This is a genomic window from Kitasatospora sp. NPDC005748 (assembly GCF_040630735.1).
Lineage (GTDB): Bacteria > Actinomycetota > Actinomycetes > Streptomycetales > Streptomycetaceae > Kitasatospora.
In genome coordinates this window covers 1-15521 of record NZ_JBEXYD010000024.1, presented here as the reverse complement: position 1 = coordinate 15521, position 15521 = coordinate 1, and the positions used below count along the sequence as shown (strand labels likewise).

Annotated in this window: 13 protein-coding genes, 1 rRNA gene and 1 pseudogene; 3 read left to right on the top strand and 12 right to left on the bottom strand. The window is 75.5% G+C overall.

The features are described from left to right. Positions 1 to 23: 23 nt before the first annotated feature. From ABZ495_RS18995 to ABZ495_RS18985, 3 genes are all read right to left on the bottom strand, one after another. Complete coding sequence (locus ABZ495_RS18995) at positions 24 to 1193, bottom strand: glycosyltransferase family 4 protein (RefSeq protein ID WP_359837000.1); 1170 nt, start codon at positions 1191 to 1193, stop codon at positions 24 to 26. Between the two features lie 186 nt (positions 1194 to 1379). Continuing rightward, on the bottom strand, positions 1380 to 3113 hold the full coding sequence (gene recN / locus ABZ495_RS18990) for a DNA repair protein RecN (RefSeq protein WP_359837082.1): 1734 nt from the start codon (positions 3111 to 3113) through the stop codon (positions 1380 to 1382). Between the two features lie 76 nt (positions 3114 to 3189). After that, positions 3190 to 3735 carry a hypothetical protein gene (locus ABZ495_RS18985; RefSeq protein WP_359837080.1) on the bottom strand — a complete coding sequence of 182 codons (546 nt, stop codon included), beginning with the start codon at positions 3733 to 3735 and terminating at the stop codon, positions 3190 to 3192. Between the two features lie 287 nt (positions 3736 to 4022). Between ABZ495_RS18985 and ABZ495_RS18980 the strand changes: the two genes are divergently transcribed. Continuing rightward, a complete protein-coding gene (locus tag ABZ495_RS18980) occupies positions 4023 to 5534 on the top strand; it encodes a PLP-dependent aminotransferase family protein (protein WP_359836999.1) in 1512 nt (503 codons plus the stop codon). A 63-nt stretch (positions 5535 to 5597) separates the two neighbouring features. Here ABZ495_RS18980 and ABZ495_RS18975 read toward each other — a convergent pair whose 3' ends face one another. The 4 genes from ABZ495_RS18975 to ABZ495_RS18960 form a co-directional block, all read right to left on the bottom strand. Further along, positions 5598 to 6500 (bottom strand): NAD kinase, encoded by a 903-nt coding sequence (locus ABZ495_RS18975; RefSeq protein ID WP_352296109.1) that lies wholly within the window; start codon positions 6498 to 6500, stop codon positions 5598 to 5600. 226 nt (positions 6501 to 6726) lie between these two features. Then, the gene (locus ABZ495_RS18970) at positions 6727 to 7533 is read right to left on the bottom strand and encodes a TlyA family RNA methyltransferase (RefSeq protein WP_329492300.1); all 807 of its coding nucleotides are present in this window, start codon (positions 7531 to 7533) and stop codon (positions 6727 to 6729) included. A gap of 27 nt (positions 7534 to 7560) precedes the next feature. After that, the gene (locus ABZ495_RS18965) at positions 7561 to 7878 is read right to left on the bottom strand and encodes a hypothetical protein (RefSeq protein ID WP_359836997.1); all 318 of its coding nucleotides are present in this window, start codon (positions 7876 to 7878) and stop codon (positions 7561 to 7563) included. Continuing rightward, positions 7871 to 8818: a hypothetical protein gene (locus tag ABZ495_RS18960; RefSeq protein ID WP_359836996.1), complete on the bottom strand. Its 948-nt coding sequence runs from the start codon at positions 8816 to 8818 to the stop codon at positions 7871 to 7873. The genes ABZ495_RS18965 and ABZ495_RS18960 overlap by 8 nt, the downstream gene beginning before the upstream one ends. A gap of 157 nt (positions 8819 to 8975) precedes the next feature. Between ABZ495_RS18960 and ABZ495_RS18955 the strand changes: the two genes are divergently transcribed. Next, positions 8976 to 9323, top strand: a complete 348-nt coding sequence (locus ABZ495_RS18955) for an alkyl sulfatase C-terminal domain-containing protein (protein WP_359836994.1) — start codon at positions 8976 to 8978, stop codon at positions 9321 to 9323. A gap of 82 nt (positions 9324 to 9405) precedes the next feature. Here ABZ495_RS18955 and ABZ495_RS18950 read toward each other — a convergent pair whose 3' ends face one another. Both ABZ495_RS18950 and ABZ495_RS18945 read right to left on the bottom strand, forming a co-directional pair. Beyond that, entirely contained in the window at positions 9406 to 10449 is a 1044-nt protein-coding gene (locus ABZ495_RS18950) for an HAD-IIA family hydrolase (protein WP_359836992.1), read from the bottom strand. 16 nt (positions 10450 to 10465) lie between these two features. Beyond that, on the bottom strand, positions 10466 to 11143 hold the full coding sequence (locus tag ABZ495_RS18945) for a tetratricopeptide repeat protein (RefSeq protein ID WP_359836990.1): 678 nt from the start codon (positions 11141 to 11143) through the stop codon (positions 10466 to 10468). 172 nt (positions 11144 to 11315) lie between these two features. On the opposite strand from ABZ495_RS18945, the gene ABZ495_RS18940 reads away from it, so the two are divergent. Further along, a complete protein-coding gene (locus ABZ495_RS18940) occupies positions 11316 to 12686 on the top strand; it encodes a DUF1015 domain-containing protein (protein ID WP_359836987.1) in 1371 nt (456 codons plus the stop codon). 110 nt (positions 12687 to 12796) lie between these two features. On the opposite strand, the gene ABZ495_RS18935 is transcribed toward ABZ495_RS18940, so the two are convergent. The 3 genes and pseudogenes from ABZ495_RS18935 to rrf form a co-directional block, all read right to left on the bottom strand. Continuing rightward, positions 12797 to 13684 carry a tetratricopeptide repeat protein gene (locus tag ABZ495_RS18935; RefSeq protein WP_352296141.1) on the bottom strand — a complete coding sequence of 296 codons (888 nt, stop codon included), beginning with the start codon at positions 13682 to 13684 and terminating at the stop codon, positions 12797 to 12799. Then, positions 13576 to 15103 (bottom strand): annotated as a pseudogene (locus ABZ495_RS18930) (hypothetical protein); the annotation flags it as partial. The gene ABZ495_RS18935 and the pseudogene ABZ495_RS18930, both read right to left, overlap by 109 nt. Positions 15104 to 15429: 326 nt before the next feature. Next, positions 15430 to 15521: ribosomal RNA gene (gene rrf / locus ABZ495_RS18925) — 5S ribosomal RNA — on the bottom strand; the annotation flags it as partial.

Below are 15521 nucleotides of genomic sequence, written 5' to 3'. Positions count from 1 at the left end.
TTCGGACCGGCCGCTCGGCCCGGCTACGGGGTGCGCTGCACCAGCTCGTCGTAGGTGCTGAGCACCTGGGCCACCGTGGCGGCCTCGTCCGGCCAGGTCTCGGCCTGCTGCCGGCCGGCGGCCACCAGGCGCCGGCGGCGCTCCGGGTCGGCCAGCAGCTCGCGCACCGCCCGGCCGAGCGCCGCCGCGTCGCCGGGCGGGACCAGCACGGCGGCGTCGCCGACCAGCTCGGGGATGCCGCCGACGGCGGTGGCCACCACCGGGACGCCGGCCCGCATCGCCTCCTGGACCGCCAGCGAACGGGCCTCCCAGCGGCTGGAGACCACCAGCACGTCGGCCGCCGCCAGCAGGTCCGGCACGTCGGTGCGGAAGCCGAGCAGCCGGACCTCGGCCTTCTCCACGGCCGCCCGCTCACGCAGCCCGGCGGCCTCGGGGCCGTCGCCGGCGATCAGCAGCAGCGGCCGCGGATCCAGCCCGGCCAGCTCGCGGGTGGCGTCCAGCAGCACCCCGAAGGCCTTCTGCGGGACGAGTCCGCCGACCGCCAGCAGCAGCGGACGGTCCGGGCCGTCGCCGAGCAGCGCCGCCCGGGCCTCGGCCCGCTCCAGCCGGCCCTCGGGCACCGGCGGGGCGGCCACCGGGCCGAGCCGGGCGTCGGTCGCGCCCAGCTCGCGGGCCCGGGCCACCAGGTCGGAGGAGGCGCCGAGCACCAGGTCGGCGGCCCGGGCCACCCGGCGCTCCATCAGCCGCTGGAGCCGCCGCTCCATGCCGGTCGCCAGCAGCGCGTGGTGCGAGGTGACCACCAGCGGGGTCTCCGGGCGCAGTCCCGGGAAGCGGCCGGCGGTGCGCAGCGCCAGGTCCGACAGCAGCCCGGCGCGCAGGCCGTGGGCGTGCACCACGTCGGCGCCGGTGAAGGCACGGCGCAGCTCGCCGATCGCGGTGGCGTCGCTGCGGGCGCCCGCCGTGGGGGTGATGTCGACCAGGTGGAACCTGGCTCCGGTGCGGGAGAAGCCGAACAACGCGTCCGTACCGGCGGGCGCGCAGACCGTGACGGTCACTCCGTGCGCGACCAGGCCCTGTGCCAGGGAGCGCACGTGCGCACCGATGCCGCCGGTACTGGCGGCCAGGACGAGCACCACGTGCAGCTGACCCGGTTCTGGGGCGGCCGCGGTGGCCCGGGCGGCGGAATGGTCCACGTCGTCTCGCATCCGACTCGATCAGGTTCGCGCGCCGCGTCGCGAGGATTGCCCGCCGACGGCGCTCGGGACTGGAAAGCCAGTGTCCAGCCGCCACCATGCCAGGTCGGCGGCCCTCTTGGACAGTCGGCGCCACGGGGGGCGCGTCGCGGTCCGCCGGAGGGCCGCCGGGCCGGGCGGCGGAGGCTAACGGTGGCGCGGAGCCCGGGCGGCGGCCAGCAGTTCCTCGGCGTGGGCGCGGCCCAACTCCGAGTCCTCCAGGCCGGCGAGCATCCGGGAGAGCTCGCGCACCCGCTCCTCGTCGTTGAGCACCTTGACGCCGCTGCGGGTCACGGTGCCGTCGTTGGTCTTCACCACCACCAGGTGGCGGTCGGCGAAGGCGGCGACCTGCGGCAGGTGGGTGACCACCACGACCTGGGCCGACTCGGCCAACTTGGCCAGCCGGCGGCCGATCTCGACCGCGGCCTTGCCGCCGACGCCGGCGTCCACCTCGTCGAACAGGTACGTGGGGACGGGGTCGGCGCCGGCGAAGACCACCTCGACGGCGAGCATCACCCGGGACAGCTCACCGCCGGAGGCGCCCTTGGCGATCGGGCGGGGCTGGGCCCCGGGGTGCGGGGCGAGCAGGACCTCGACCTCGTCCACGCCGTGCGGGCCGTAGGCGACGGTGCGGCCGTCGACCTCGATGCCGGAGAGGTCGTCGACCTGGGCGATCGCGAAGGTCACCCGGGCGTGCGGCATCGCGAGTTCGGCGAGCTCGGCGGAGACGGCCTCGGCGAAGCGGCCGGCGGCGGCCTGCCGGGCGGTCGAGACCTCGCCCGCGAGCTCGGCCAACTCGGCGCGCAGCGCGGTCTCCTGGGCGCCGAGTTCGTCGATCCGCTCGTCGTCGCCGTCGAGCTCGGCGAGCCGGGCGGAGCCGTTGTCGGCCCAGGCGAGCACCTCCGCGAGGGAGTTCTCCGGGCCGCCGTACTTGCGCAGCAGCTGGGCCAGGACGGCCCGGCGGTCCTCGACGGCGGCCAGCCGGACCGGGTCGGCGTCCAGGTCGTCGGCGTAGCCGGCCAGGTCACCGGCGACGTCGGCCAGCAGGTAGCCGACCTCGTTGAGCCGGTCGGCGAGGCCGGCGAGGCGCTCGTCGTGGTGGCGGACGGCGTCCAGGGCGCGGCGGGCCTGGGCCAGCAGGGTGCCGGCGTCCAGCGCCTCCGGGTCGGCGGGGTCGCCGGCCAGCGCGGCGTGGGCCAGCGTGGCGGCGGAGGAGAGCGCGTCGGCGTGGCCGAGCCGCTCGGCCTCGGCGCCCAGTTCGACGTCCTCGTCGGCGACGGGCTCGGCGGCGGCCACCTCGTCCAGGCCGAAGCGCAGCAGGTCGGCCTCCTGGGCGCGCTCGCGGGCCCGGGTGGTCAGCTCCTCCAGGGTGGCCGAGACCTCCCGCAGCCGGCGGTAGACCTCGCGGTAGCGGGCCAGCGGCTCGGCCACCGCCTCGCCCGCGTACCGGTCCAGGGCGCCGCGCTGGCGCGCCGGCCGGAGCAGCCGCTGCTGGTCGGTCTGGCCGTGCACGGCGATCAGGTCCTCGCCGAGCTCGGCCAGCAGCCCGACCGGCACGGCCCGGCCGCCGACGTACGCCCGGGAGCGGCCCTCGGCCGAAACGGTCCGGCTGATCAGCAGCGCGCCGTCGTCGAGTTCGGCGCCGGCCTCCAGCGCGCGGACCGCCGCCGGGGAGCCCTCGGGCAGTTCGAGGCGGCCCTCGACGACCGCTCGTCCGGCGCCGTTGCGCACCAGAGCGGGGTCGGCCCGGCCACCGAGCAACAGGCCGAGGCTGGTCACCACCATGGTCTTGCCGGCACCGGTCTCACCGGTCACGGCGGTGAAGCCGGGGGCCAGTTCGACCACCGCATCGTCGATGACCCCTAGATCCCGTATCCGCATCTCGTCCAACACGGTGACGACCTTACGAGGTTCCGGCCCCGGCGCGCGACGAGCGGCAACTCCACGCCCCTCAAGTTCATCCCTTCCAGGGCGTTTCGGCGGGGCTGGGCACGGTGCACCAGGGCAGGAAGATCTGCGCGAGCGGGCCGATGGCCAGCGCGTATGCGACGGTGCCGACGCCCGCGGTACCACCGAGCAGGACTCCGGCGGCCAGCACGGTGAGTTCGATTCCGGTCCGGATCAGCCGCAGCGACCGGCCGGTGCGCCGGTGCAGGCCGGTCATCAGGCCGTCGCGCGGGCCCGGGCCGAAGCGCGCGCCGATGTAGAGGCCGGTGGCCAGGCCGTTCAGCACGATCGCGCCGACCATCAGCGCGATCCGGGCCGGCAGCGGTCCGGGCGTGCCGGTCACCCGGAGGGTGAGGTCCATCGCCGCGCCGATCATCAGCACATTGGCCACCGTCCCGAGCCCGGGGCGCTGGCGCAGCGGGATCCAGAGCAGCAGCACCAGCGCGCCGCAGATGGTCACCCAGGCGCCCACCGAGAGGCCGGCGGTGCGCTGCAGGCCCTGGTGGAAGACGTCCCACGGGTCGAGGCCGAGCCCGGAGCGCAGCATCAGCCCCATGCTCGCCCCGTAGAGGGAGAGCCCGACCAGCAGCTGCGGGAGGCGGCGGCCCAGTGCGTGGGTGTCGCCGAGCAGGCGGACGGCGAGGGAGGGGCGCCGCGCCGTGACGGCGGGCGCGGGGGTGGTCGGTCGCGTGGTCGTGGTGGCCATCGGGCTCTCCCGCAGGTGGTGCTGCACCGTACGGGCCCGGCCCGCGACGGTGGCGGACTCGATGGCCGCCCTGCCATGATGGGCAGGCCAAAGCGACCCCTTCCAGGGCCAATTCCGAGCAAGTGGACTGATCAGCCATGGCCGACTGGCACAGCACCGTCACCGCCGCCGCACTGGCCCGGCTGCTCGACGCGGCCCGGCTGCCCGAGCCGGCCACCGCCCGCCGCCCCGCCTACCGGACGCTGGCCGGGCAGGTCCGGCTGCTGGTCACCGAGGGCCGGCTGCCGGTCGGGGCCCGGCTCCCCGCCGAGCGCGAGCTGGCCCTGGCGCTGCGGCTCAGCCGCACCACCGTGGCCACCGCGTACGAGGCGCTGCGCGCCGAGGGGTACCTGCACAGCCGGCGCGGATCCGGCAGCTGGACCGCCCTGCCCGAGGGCGCCCCGCCGCCCGGCGACGCGCTGCACCCGGTGCCGCCGGACGAGCAGGGCCGCACGCTGGACCTCGGGGTCGCCGCGCTGCCCGCCCCGCAGCCCTTCCTCGGCGCGGCGGCCGCCCGGGCCGTCGAACAGCTCCCCGCGTACGCCGCCGGGCACGGCAACTACCCCACCGGCGTCCCGGTGCTGCGCGAGGCGGTGGCCCGGCGCTACACCGAGCGCGGCCTGCCGACCACCCCCGACCAGATCCTGATCACGATCGGCGCGATGGGCGGGCTGCACCTGGTGCGGCAGGCGCTGATCTCCCGCGGCGACCGGGTCGCCGTCGAGGCGCCCAGCTACGCGCACACGCTGCAGGCCCTGCGCCTGGGCGAGGCGCGCCTGGTGCCCGTCCCCTACGGCTGGCCCGGCGGGCCGTCCCGGCAGCCCTCCTGGGACCTCGCCGAGTGGCGCCGGGTGCTGCGCGGCGCCACGCCCAGGGCCGCCTACGTGATCCCGGACTTCCACAACCCCACCGGCGCCCTCGTCCCCGAGGAGCAGCGCCGCGAACTGCTGGCCGCCGCGCGGGCCGCCGGCACGATCGTGCTGGCCGACGAGACCACCGCCGAGCTCGGCTGGGGCCTCGCGCCGGACGCCGTGCTCCCCCGCCCGATGGCCGCACTGGACCGGTCCGCCCAGGTGGTCACCGTCGGCTCGGCGGGCAAACTGCTCTGGGGCGGCCTGCGGATCGGCTGGGTCCGGGCGGCCCCCGCGCTGGTGCGCCGGCTGGCCACCGCCCGGGTCTACAGCGACGTCGGCGCCCCGGTGCTGGACCAGCTGATCGCCGCCGAGCTGCTCGGCGAGCCGCTGGCGGCCGTCCGCGCCCACCAGCTGGACCGGCTGCGCTCCACCGCCGAGGCCTTCGCCCGCGCGCTGCGCGAGCGGCTGCCCGCCTGGCGCTACGCCGCTCCGCCCGGCGGGCTCGCGCTCTGGGTCTCCACCGGGGGCCTGTCCGGCGCGGCACTGGCCCAGGCCGGGGAGCAGGGCGGCGTACGGATCGCGGCGGGCAACCGCTTCGGCTCGGACGGGGCCTTCGAGCACCACATCCGGATCCCGCTCACCCTCCCCGCCGCGGCCGTGCCCGCCGCCGTCGAACGCCTCGCGGAGGTCGCCGCCCGGGCCGCCGTCGGCGGCCGCTGGAGCGCGGGCGACGACAGCCAGCCGCTGGCGGTCTGAGGGCCGCCCACGACGAAGGGCCCGGGCCGCCGGTGATCGAAACCGGCGGCCCGGGTCCCGCCGTCAGTGCGTTTCGGCCCGGCCGCGCCAACCCGTCACCGGCAGCGCGAACTTCGCCACCAGCCGGTCGGTGAACGGCGCACGGTGCAGTCGCGCCAGCCGCACCGGCGTCTGCCCCCGGCGGACCTCCACCCGGGCCCCGGCCGGCAGCTCCACCGAGCGCCGCCCGTCGCACCAGAGCACGCCGTGCGGGGTCTTCGGCTGCACCTCGACCGCCAGCACCGAGTCCGGCGAGGCCACCAGCGGCCGGGCGAACAGCGCGTGCGCGCTGATCGGCACCATCAGCAGGGCCTCCACCTCGGGCCAGACCACCGGGCCGCCGCCGGAGAACGCGTACGCCGTCGAACCGGTCGGCGTCGCGCAGACCACCCCGTCGCAGCCGAAGTTGGAGACCGGACGGCCGTCCACCTCGGTCACCACCTCCAGCATCCGCTCCCGGGACGCCTTCTCGATCGAGGCCTCGTTCAACGCCCAGTCCTGGTGGACCACATCGCCGTTGGTCCGGACGATCACGTCGAGCGTCATCCGTTCCTCGACCTCGTATTCGGCGTCGACGACCCGCTCCACCACGACCGCGAGATCGTCCCGCTCGGCCTCCGCGAGGAAGCCCACCCGGCCCAGGTTGATGCCGAGCATCGGCAGCCCGTGCTCCCGGGCCAGCTCGGCCCCGCGCAGCAGCGTCCCGTCCCCGCCGGCGACCAGGATCAGCTCGCAGCCGTCCGCCGCGCCGGGCCCGCCGGCCACCCGCTCGATGCCGTCGGGCAGGTCCAGGTCGACCGCCTCGGCCGCGAGCAGCCTGATCCGGATGCCCGCCTTCAGCAGGCCGTGCACCAGGCCCTCGACGCTGCGCAGCGCGGCCTCCCGGCCGGTGTGCGCGATCAGGAAGACCGTACGTCCCTCACTCATGCGCGCCCCTCTCCGCCCGTCCCGACAGCTCCGAGGTGCCCCCGTCTCCCCACGGTAGCCGCGGGCGACGCGTACCCCTCGACAGCTCTCCCCCGGATCTCGGCCGGGACTACCCCCACGGTTCGCTCGCTCATGCCCGCTGCCCTCTCCCTACGTCGGCCGGGTCGCCCTCGGCCCGGTGCGGCCGCGTCACTCAGCATGACGGACCGGACGTCCGCAGAGCACCCTACCGGGGGCCTTCGGCGACGGCCCGGTCCGCCTCCGCCGGGTCCAACGGCGGGGCGTCCCGGCGCAGCCAGAGGAAGTACTCGACGTTCCCCGACGGCCCCGGCAACGGGCTCGCGGTGACCGCCCGCACGCCCAGCCCCTGCTCCCACGCCTTCCCGGCCACCTGCCGGATCATCTCGGCGCGCAGCTGCGGGCTGCGCACCACGCCGCCGCTGCCCAGCCGCTCCTTGCCGATCTCGAACTGCGGCTTGACCATCAGCACCAGGTCCGCGTCCTCGGCGGCGCAGCCGGCCAGCGCGGGCAGCACCAGGCCGAGCGAGATGAACGAGAGGTCGCCGACCACCAGGTCGACCGGCGAACCGCCGATCAGCTCCCGGGTCAGCTCGCGCACGTTGGTGCGGTCCATCACCGTCACCCGCTCGTCGCTCTGCAGCGACCACGCGAGCTGTCCGTAGCCGACGTCCACCGCCAGCACGCCGGCCGCCCCGGCGCGCAGCAGCACGTCGGTGAAGCCGCCGGTGGAGGCGCCCGCGTCCAGCGCCCGGCGGCCCTCGACCACCAGGCCCTGCGGGACGAAGGCCGCGAACGCCCCGGCGAGCTTGTGCCCGCCGCGCGAGACGTAGTCGGGGTCGTTCTCGTCGTTCGCCACCACGACCGCCGCCGCGGTCTCCACCTGGGTGGCCGGCTTGGTCGCGGTGGTGCCGCCGACGGTCACCCGGCCGGCCGCGATCAGCTCGGACGCGTGCTCGCGCGACCGGGCCAGCTTGCGGCGGACCAGCTCCGCGTCGAGACGGCGTCGTGCCACTGCCACTGGTGTTTCAGCTCCTACGGGTCATCGCGAACGGTCGGACCCAGCGGGTCGATCCTGGTCGAGCGCGGCCAGCGTGTCGGTCAGCCGCTGGTGAACATCTTCGTACACCGCGACGTGTGCCTCGGTCGGCACCCCGTCCAACGCCTCCAGCCGGGCCAGCGCGGCGTCGACGGCCGGGTGGCCGGTGGGAGTCGGCTCGACGCCAAGCGGCAGCGGCTCATCGATGCCGAGGAAGGCGTCCGGGACGGCGCCCGCGGCTGAGTCCGCGGCGAGGCCCCGGGCCGGGTCCGCCGGGCGGATGACGGGCGCGGGGGCGGTGCCCGGGCCGGGATCAGGCATCGGGCTTCCTGGTGCTGCTCTTGCGGACGGTGGTCTTCCTGGTCGCGGTCCGCTTCTTGGCGGGCGGCTCCTGGCCGGCGGCCTGCGCCGCCTTCTTCGCGGCGGCCCGCTCGGTGGTCGCGGCGGCGGTCTTCTTGACGGCGGTCCGCTTCGCGGGAGCCTTCTTCGCCGCGGCCTGCTTGGCGGCGGGCTGCCGCTCGGCGGGCTGCTGCTCGGCGGGCTTCTTGGTGCCAGCCTTCTTCGCGGCAGCCTTCTTCACGGCGGGCGCCTGGGCTGCGGGCTTCTGCGCGGCAGGCACCTGCGCGGCGGGCTTCTGCGCGGCGGCCTTCTTCGCCACCGGCTTCTTCGCCGCGGGCTTCCGCTCGGCGGGCTTCTCGGCCGCCGGCTTCGTCGCCACCGCCGGCGGCACCGGCGGATCGGTCTCCACCGGCTCGTCGACCTCGACCCGCTCGGCCATTATCGGCTCGCCGCCCACCCGCGCCGCGGGTGCCGCCGGCTCGTCGTCCAGCTCCCAGCCGTGCCCGAACAGGGCGTCGGCGCGGGGCGCCGGCGCCGCCGTGCCGGGCTCCTCCTCCTGCGGCGACGCGGCCGGAACGGCCTCCTCCTCGACCTCGCGCAGCTTGCTCTCCAGGTAGGCGAGCACCACGCCGACCTTGGTCACCTGGTCGCCGACCTTCTCGAAGGCCTTCTCCACCTCGCTGCGCGCCACGCCGACCGCCAGGTCCACCCCGGCCCGGCCGGCGGTCACCGCCTCCTCGGCCAGGGTCTGCAGCGACTTCGCGGACGGCGGGAACGGCCCGCCCAACCGCCGCTCCACCTCGGCGACGTCGACCCCGCTCATCTCCAGCAGCCCGGCCGCCGTCCCGACGACCCGCTTGCCGACCTCCTCCACCAGCCCGGCGGCGACCTCCACCGCTCCCCGCACCGTCTTCGGCAGCATCCGGGTGCCTCCTTAGCGCCTGCGCGCATCGCTCCGTCGCCGTGGGTGCCCGGACCGGTTCCGGGCACCCCACCGACGACGCTACCGCCAAAACCCGCCTGCGGTACCGTGGCCCCGCAGTGACCGCCGCCGTCGCACAGGGAGTGGACCAGCCGCCATGGCCAACGCCGAGGAGTGCCGGACGGCACTGGAGCAGCTCAGCCGGAACCTGGCGAAGTCCACCGGCAACGTCCGCAAGGCGGCCGACCTCGACCGCTCCCTCACCTGCCGGATCACCGACCTCGACCTGACCTTCACCGGCTGGCTGCGCGACGGCCGGATCGAGGACGTCACCGAGGCACCCGGCCCGCCCGCCACGAAGGCCGAGATCCGGCTCACCATGAGCAGCGACGACCTGGTCGCCCTGGTCGGCGGCACGCTCAACTTCGCGGCGGCCTGGGCCAGTGGCCGGGTCCGGCTGGAGGCGGGCTTCCGCGACCTGCTGCGGCTGCGCACACTGCTCTGACCGGACGGCCCGACCGGCCCGCGCCCCGGCACCCGTTCGTGGGGCCGGCCGCCCGGACCGCCCGGCCGGCCGGCCCCGGGGCTCAGAACCCCAGCTCGGCCAGCGCCTTGCGCCCGTCCGACGGACCGCCGTCCGCGTCCAGTGCCGTCCAGGCCGCCGCGCAGAGCGCCCGCAGGCCGTCCCAGCGGTCCGAACCGGTGCCCTCCAGCTTCAGCACCCCGTCCTGCGCCACCACGACCCAGCCGCCGCAGCCGAACCCGCCGCCCGGCTGCACGGCGACCGGCGGGTGCGCCACCAGCAGCCCCCGCAGGTCCTCCGCGAGGTACGTCGGCCGGTGCTCCACCGGCGCCGAGAGCAGTTGCGCCGCCGTGGTGACCCCGGTGAACACCAGCAGGCTGTCGACGCCGCCGTTGAACGCACCCTCGATGTCGGTGTCCAGCCGGTCCCCGACCACCAGCGGCCGCTCGGCACCGGTCCGCAGGACGGTCTCCCGGTGCATCGGCGGCAGCGGCTTGCCCGCCACCTCGGGCTCCACACCCGTCGCCGCGCGCACGGCCGCCACCAGCGCACCGTTGCCCGGCGCGATCCCGCGCGCGGTCGGCACCGTCAGATCGGTGTTGGAGGCCACCCACGGCAGCCCGCTCCGCACCGCGTAGGACGCCTCCGCCAGGTGCGTCCAGCCCACCGAGGCGTCGAAGCCCTGCACCACCGCGAGCGGCTCCTCGGCCAGCGTGCGGACGGCCACCAGGCCGCGCTCGGCCAGCGCCTCCTCCAGGCCCAGGCCGCCGACCACCAGGACCTTCGACCCCGCCGGCACCTTCTCGGCGACGACCCGGGCGGCCGCCTGCGCCGAGTTGATCACGTCGTCCGGCTCGGCCGGCACTCCCAGCTCGGTCAGGTGCGCGGCCACCACCCGCGGCGGGCGGGAGGCATTGTTGGTCACGTACGCCAACCGCATCCCGGCCGAACGCGCCGACGCCAGCGAGTCCGCCGCGTGGTCGATCGCGTCGGGCCCGGCGTAGACCACGCCGTCGAGATCCAGCAGTGCCGTGTCGTACGCCTCGGTGAGCGGGCGCTCACTGCCGCCGGGGGCGGTCCGTCGCTCGGTGGTGGCCGTCTCGGTCATGCCTTCGCTACCTCATTCACTGCGTCGATTTCCCGTCATCCGTCTCGTCCCGGGTCCTGCCGTCGAGGACTTCGTCGTCCCCCGCGCCCCGGTCGGCGGCCGCCGGCAGCCCGCCGGGTGACGGGCGGGGTCCGGTGTACCCCGGCGCCCCCGGGAGCAGCGGGCCAAACGCCCCGGCGCGGGCCGCCAGGGTCGCCCGGGTCTGCCGCAGCGCGGACCGGTAGTGGTCGGTGTCCGGCCGCATCGCGACGGCCAGGGCCAGGTGCTCGGCGGACGTCTCGAAGTCGCCCAGCCGGGCCGCCGAGACGCCCCACCCGAACTGAGCGTAGTCGTCGGACGGATCGGCCAGGGCCACCGCCCGGAAGTTCTCCAGCGCTGCCGCGTACGAACCGGCGTCGAACTGCGCCCGCGCCAGCATCTCCCGGATGCTGCGCGAGTGCGGCTCCGCCGCGGCCGCCCGCGCCAGCAACTGCTCGGCCGCCGCCGGATGCCCCTGGGCCAGCAGCTTCCCGCCCCGGCGGAACCACTCGTAGACGTCCCCCGCGGGCTCCCCGGCCCGGCCCTGCTCCGCCCCGCCCCCGGGGCCGTCGAAGCCCTCGCCCGAACTCCCGGCGCCCGCCGACCCGTTCATCACACCGTCCGCGGAGCCGTCCGCCCCGCCGCCGCCGTCCAACCGCTCCTGCCCACCACTCATGCGCCCACCTCGCCGCCCGCGCCGACCGCCTCGCGGGACGCACAACGCTGCGTCGACCGCCCACTGCGCTCTCTCACGCCGTACCTCGCCCTCGGTCACGACACCCGCCCGCTCCGGACCAGCACGGGTGTTCCGATCTCTGAACAACGCGTACCCGATTACGATGCCCAGAATGAGCACACCCAGTGCAGAAAGCGGAGCGGAGTCTCCGCAGGGCGGCCCCGGTAACCCCGGCCACGTCGCCACCGCAGGTCTGTCCCTCTCCCCCTTCCGCGGCCTCCGCTACGTCCCCGACCGGGTCGGCGCCCTGGCCGCGGTCACCTCACCGCCGTACGACGTCGTCGACCCCGGCCGCCGGCTCGATCTGGAGACCGCCGACCCGCACAACGTGGTCCGGCTGATCCTGCCGCGCCCCGAACCCGAGGACGCCGGCGACCGGCCCGACCGCGACACCCGCTACCGGCACGCCGCCCGGCTGCTGCGCGCCTGGCAGCGCGAGGGGGTCCTGGCCGCCGACCCGGAGCCGGCGCTGTACGTCTACGAGCAGCGGGTCCCCGCCACCGGCGACTCCCCGGAGCTGCTCCAACGCGGCCTGATCGGCGCCCTCGCCGTCAGCGGCAGCGAGGCCGGCGTCGTCCTCCCCCACGAGGACGTGATGCCCCGGCCGGTGGCGGACCGGGTCGGTCTGATGCGCACCACCCGCGCCAATCTCGAACCGCTGCTGCTCACCTACCGGGGCAACGGGGGCGCCGCCGGGGTGATCGAACGGGCCGTCGGGGACGACCCGCTGCTCACCACGACCACCACCGACGGCACCCACCACAGGCTGTGGGCCGTGACCGACCCCGCCGGGATCGCCGAGATCAGCCGCGACCTGGCCACCTGCCGGGCGCTGATCGCCGACGGCCACCACCGTTGGGAGATGTACCTGCGGCTCCAGCGGGAGCACCGCCACCTGCCGCGCAGCCCCTGGGACCGGGGCCTGGTGCTGCTGGTCGACACCGCCCGCTACCCGCTGCGGGTCCGCGCGATCCACCGGGTGCTGTACCGGCTGCCGATCGCCGCGGCCCTGGAGAAGCTGGGCGACCAGTGGCGGGTCAAGGAGGTACCCGGCCCGCTCGCCACCGCCCTCCAGGCCCTCGCCGAGCAGAAGCGGCAGGGCGGCAACGGGTTCGTGCTGACCGGCGGCGACGGCGTCTACTGGCTGATCGGCGAGCCCGAGGAGGCCCTGCTCGACGCCAGCGTGCCGCACGACCGGCCGGAGGAGTGGCGCCACCTGGACGCGACCGTGCTGCACGCCGCCCTGCTCGACCACACCTGGCGGGTCCCCGACGGCCCGGACGACATCGGCTACCTGCACACCGCCGTGTCCGCCGAGCGCGAGGCCGCCCGAACCGGCGGCACGGCGGTGCTGCTCCACCCGGTGCGCGAGAGCGTGGTCCGCCGGCTCGCCGAGCAGGGCGTCACCATGCCCCGCAAGTCCACGTCCTTCGGCCCGAAGCCGGCCACCGGGCTGGTCCTACGCAGTCTCGAACTGGGCTGAGCGTCCTGCGGCCGGGCCGTCCGGTCGCGCCCGGACAGCAGTGAGGCCCTGCCGCACCCCGGAGTTTCCCGGGGTGCGGCAGGGCCTCACTCACCTACTGGCCGCGCGTGTCAGCCCTTGGCGTCGGTGGACCGCTCCGGCACCACGCCGTCGAAGTCCTCGTCGATCTCCAGGTCGTCCTCGTCGTAGAACTCCTCGACGTCTTCCTCGTCCTCGAAGATCTCCCGCTCGTCCGGCACGCCGCCGCGCGACTTCGCCGGAGCCGGGGCCGGAGCCTCGTCCTCGGCCTCGTCCCGCGCGACCTCGTCCTCGATCTCGGGGTCGAGCGCGTCGACGAACTCCAGGCCGTCGATCTCGGCCAGCCGCTCGGACGCGTTGGTGGCACCGTCGGTGTCGGCCTCGGCGGCCTTGGCGAACCAGTCGCGGGCCTCGTCGCCCCGGCCGGCCGCGATCAGGGCCTCGGCGTACGCGTACCGCAGGCGCGCGGTCCACGGGTGCACGGCGCTGGAGGCCAGCTCCGGGCTCTGCAGGGTGACCACCGCTGCCTCGAACTGCTCCATGTCGCCGCGGGCACCCGCCGCGACCAGGCGCATCTCGACCTGACCGGCCTTGTCCAGCTGCTTGACCTCGGCCTCGCCGGCCATCGCCAGCGCCCGCTCCGGGCGGCCCAGACCGCGCTCGCAGTCCGCCATCACCGGCCACAGGTCCGCCCGACCGGTCATCCGACGGGCGGCGCGGAACTCGGTCAGCGCCTCGGAGTAGCGCTGGGTCATGTACGACGCGAAGCCGGCTGCCTCACGGACGGCGGGCACGCGGGACGCGAGCCGCAGCGCGACGCGGGAGTACTGGTAGGCCTCCTCCGGCTCGGTGTCGAGCAGGCGGGCGACCATCACCAGGTTGCGGGCGACATCGTCGGCGAGCGTCTTGGGCAGGCTCTTGAGCTCCTGGCGGACATCCGCGTCCAGCTCGAAGCCGGTGACGTCCTCCGGGATCGGCAGCCGCTTGACGGGCTCGAAGTTGCCCCGGCGGTCGTCGTAGTCCCGGCCGCCGCGGTCGTCGCGGTCGCGGTTGTAGCCGCCGGAGGGACGGTCGTCACGACGGAAGCCACCACCGCCGGAGGGGCGATCGTCGCGGCGGAAGCCACCACCGGAGGGGCGGTCGTCGCGGCGCGGACGGTCGTCACGGTCACGGTTGAAGCCGCTCGGGCGGTCGTCACGACGGAAACCGCCGCCACCGGACGGACGGTCGTCGCGACGGAAGCCGCCACGGTCGTCACGGTCACGGTTGAAGCCACCGCCGGACGGGCGGTCGTCGCGGCGGAAACCGCCATCGGAGGGCCGGTCGTCGCGGTCACGGTTGAAGCCGCTCGGACGGTCGTCACGACGGAAGCCACCGCCGGACGGACGGTCGTCACGGTCGCGGTTGAAACCGCCGCCCGAGGGACGGTCGTCGCGGCGGAAACCGCCGCCGGAGGGGCGGTCGTCACGACGCGGACGGTCATCACGGTCACGGTTGAACCCGCCACCGGAGGGACGGTCGTCGCGGCGGAAACCGCCACCGGACGGACGGTCGTCACGGTCGCGGTTGAAACCGCCGCCCGAGGGACGGTCGTCACGGCGGAAACCGCCGCCGGAGGGGCGGTCGTCACGACGCGGACGGTCATCACGGTCACGGTTGAACCCGCCGCCCGAGGGACGGTCGTCGCGGCGGAAACCGCCACCCGAGGGGCGGTCGTCACGGCGGAAGCCACCGCCGGACGGACGGTCGTCACGGTCGCGGTTGAAACCGCCACCCGAGGGACGGTCGTCACGACGGAAACCGCCGCCGGAGGGGCGGTCGTCACGACGCGGACGGTCATCACGGTCACGGTTGAAACCACCGCCGGACGGACGGTCATCGCGGCGGAAACCGCCACGGTCGTCGCGGTCGCGGCTGAAGCCACCACCCGAGGGGCGGTCGTCACGGCGGAAGCCACCGCCGGAGGGGCGGTCGTCACGGCGGAAGCCACCGCCGGAGGGGCGGTCGTCACGACGCGGACGGTCATCACGGTCACGGTTGAAACCACCACCGGACGGACGGTCATCGCGACGGAAACCGCCACCACCGCCGGAGGGGCGGTCATCACGACGGAAGCCGCCGCCACCGCCACCGGACGGACGGTCGTCACGGCGGAAGCCACCGCCCGAGGGGCGGTCGTCACGACGCGGACGGTCATCACGGTCACGGTTGAAACCACCACCGGACGGACGGTCATCGCGACGGAAACCGCCGCCACCGCCGGAGGGGCGGTCGTCACGACGGAAGCCACCGCCGGACGGGCGGTCGTCACGACGCGGACGGTCATCACGGTCACGGTTGAAGCCACCGCCCGAGGGGCGTTCGTCACGGCGCGGACGGTCGTCACGGTCGTCGCGACGCGGACCTCGGTCGTTGGACCAGCCCCCACGAGACCGGGGCTCGTAGCCGCGGCCGTCGTCCGATCGACGCTCGGGACGGTCCTGGGGCTGGTTCGACATTGTGGTGACTCCTCTTGTTGCTTCAGCTCTACCGCGGATGGAGGCGACACCACTGCCCTCGCGCGGTTCGATGCCGGCCTCCTGGCCGAGCACCATCTCCATTGTCCGGCATCGACCGGGACCCCGCGCCTGGGCGAAAGTCCCCTGTCGTGCCGGGGTGCATACGTGCGTAAAAACAAAAAGGCCGCGGCCCCAGCGAATCGCTGGGGCCGCGGCCTTGAATAATTGTTCGGCGGCGTCCTACTCTCCCACAGGGTCCCCCCTGCAGTACCATCGGCGCTGTGAGGCTTAGCTTCCGGGTTCGGAATGTAACCGGGCG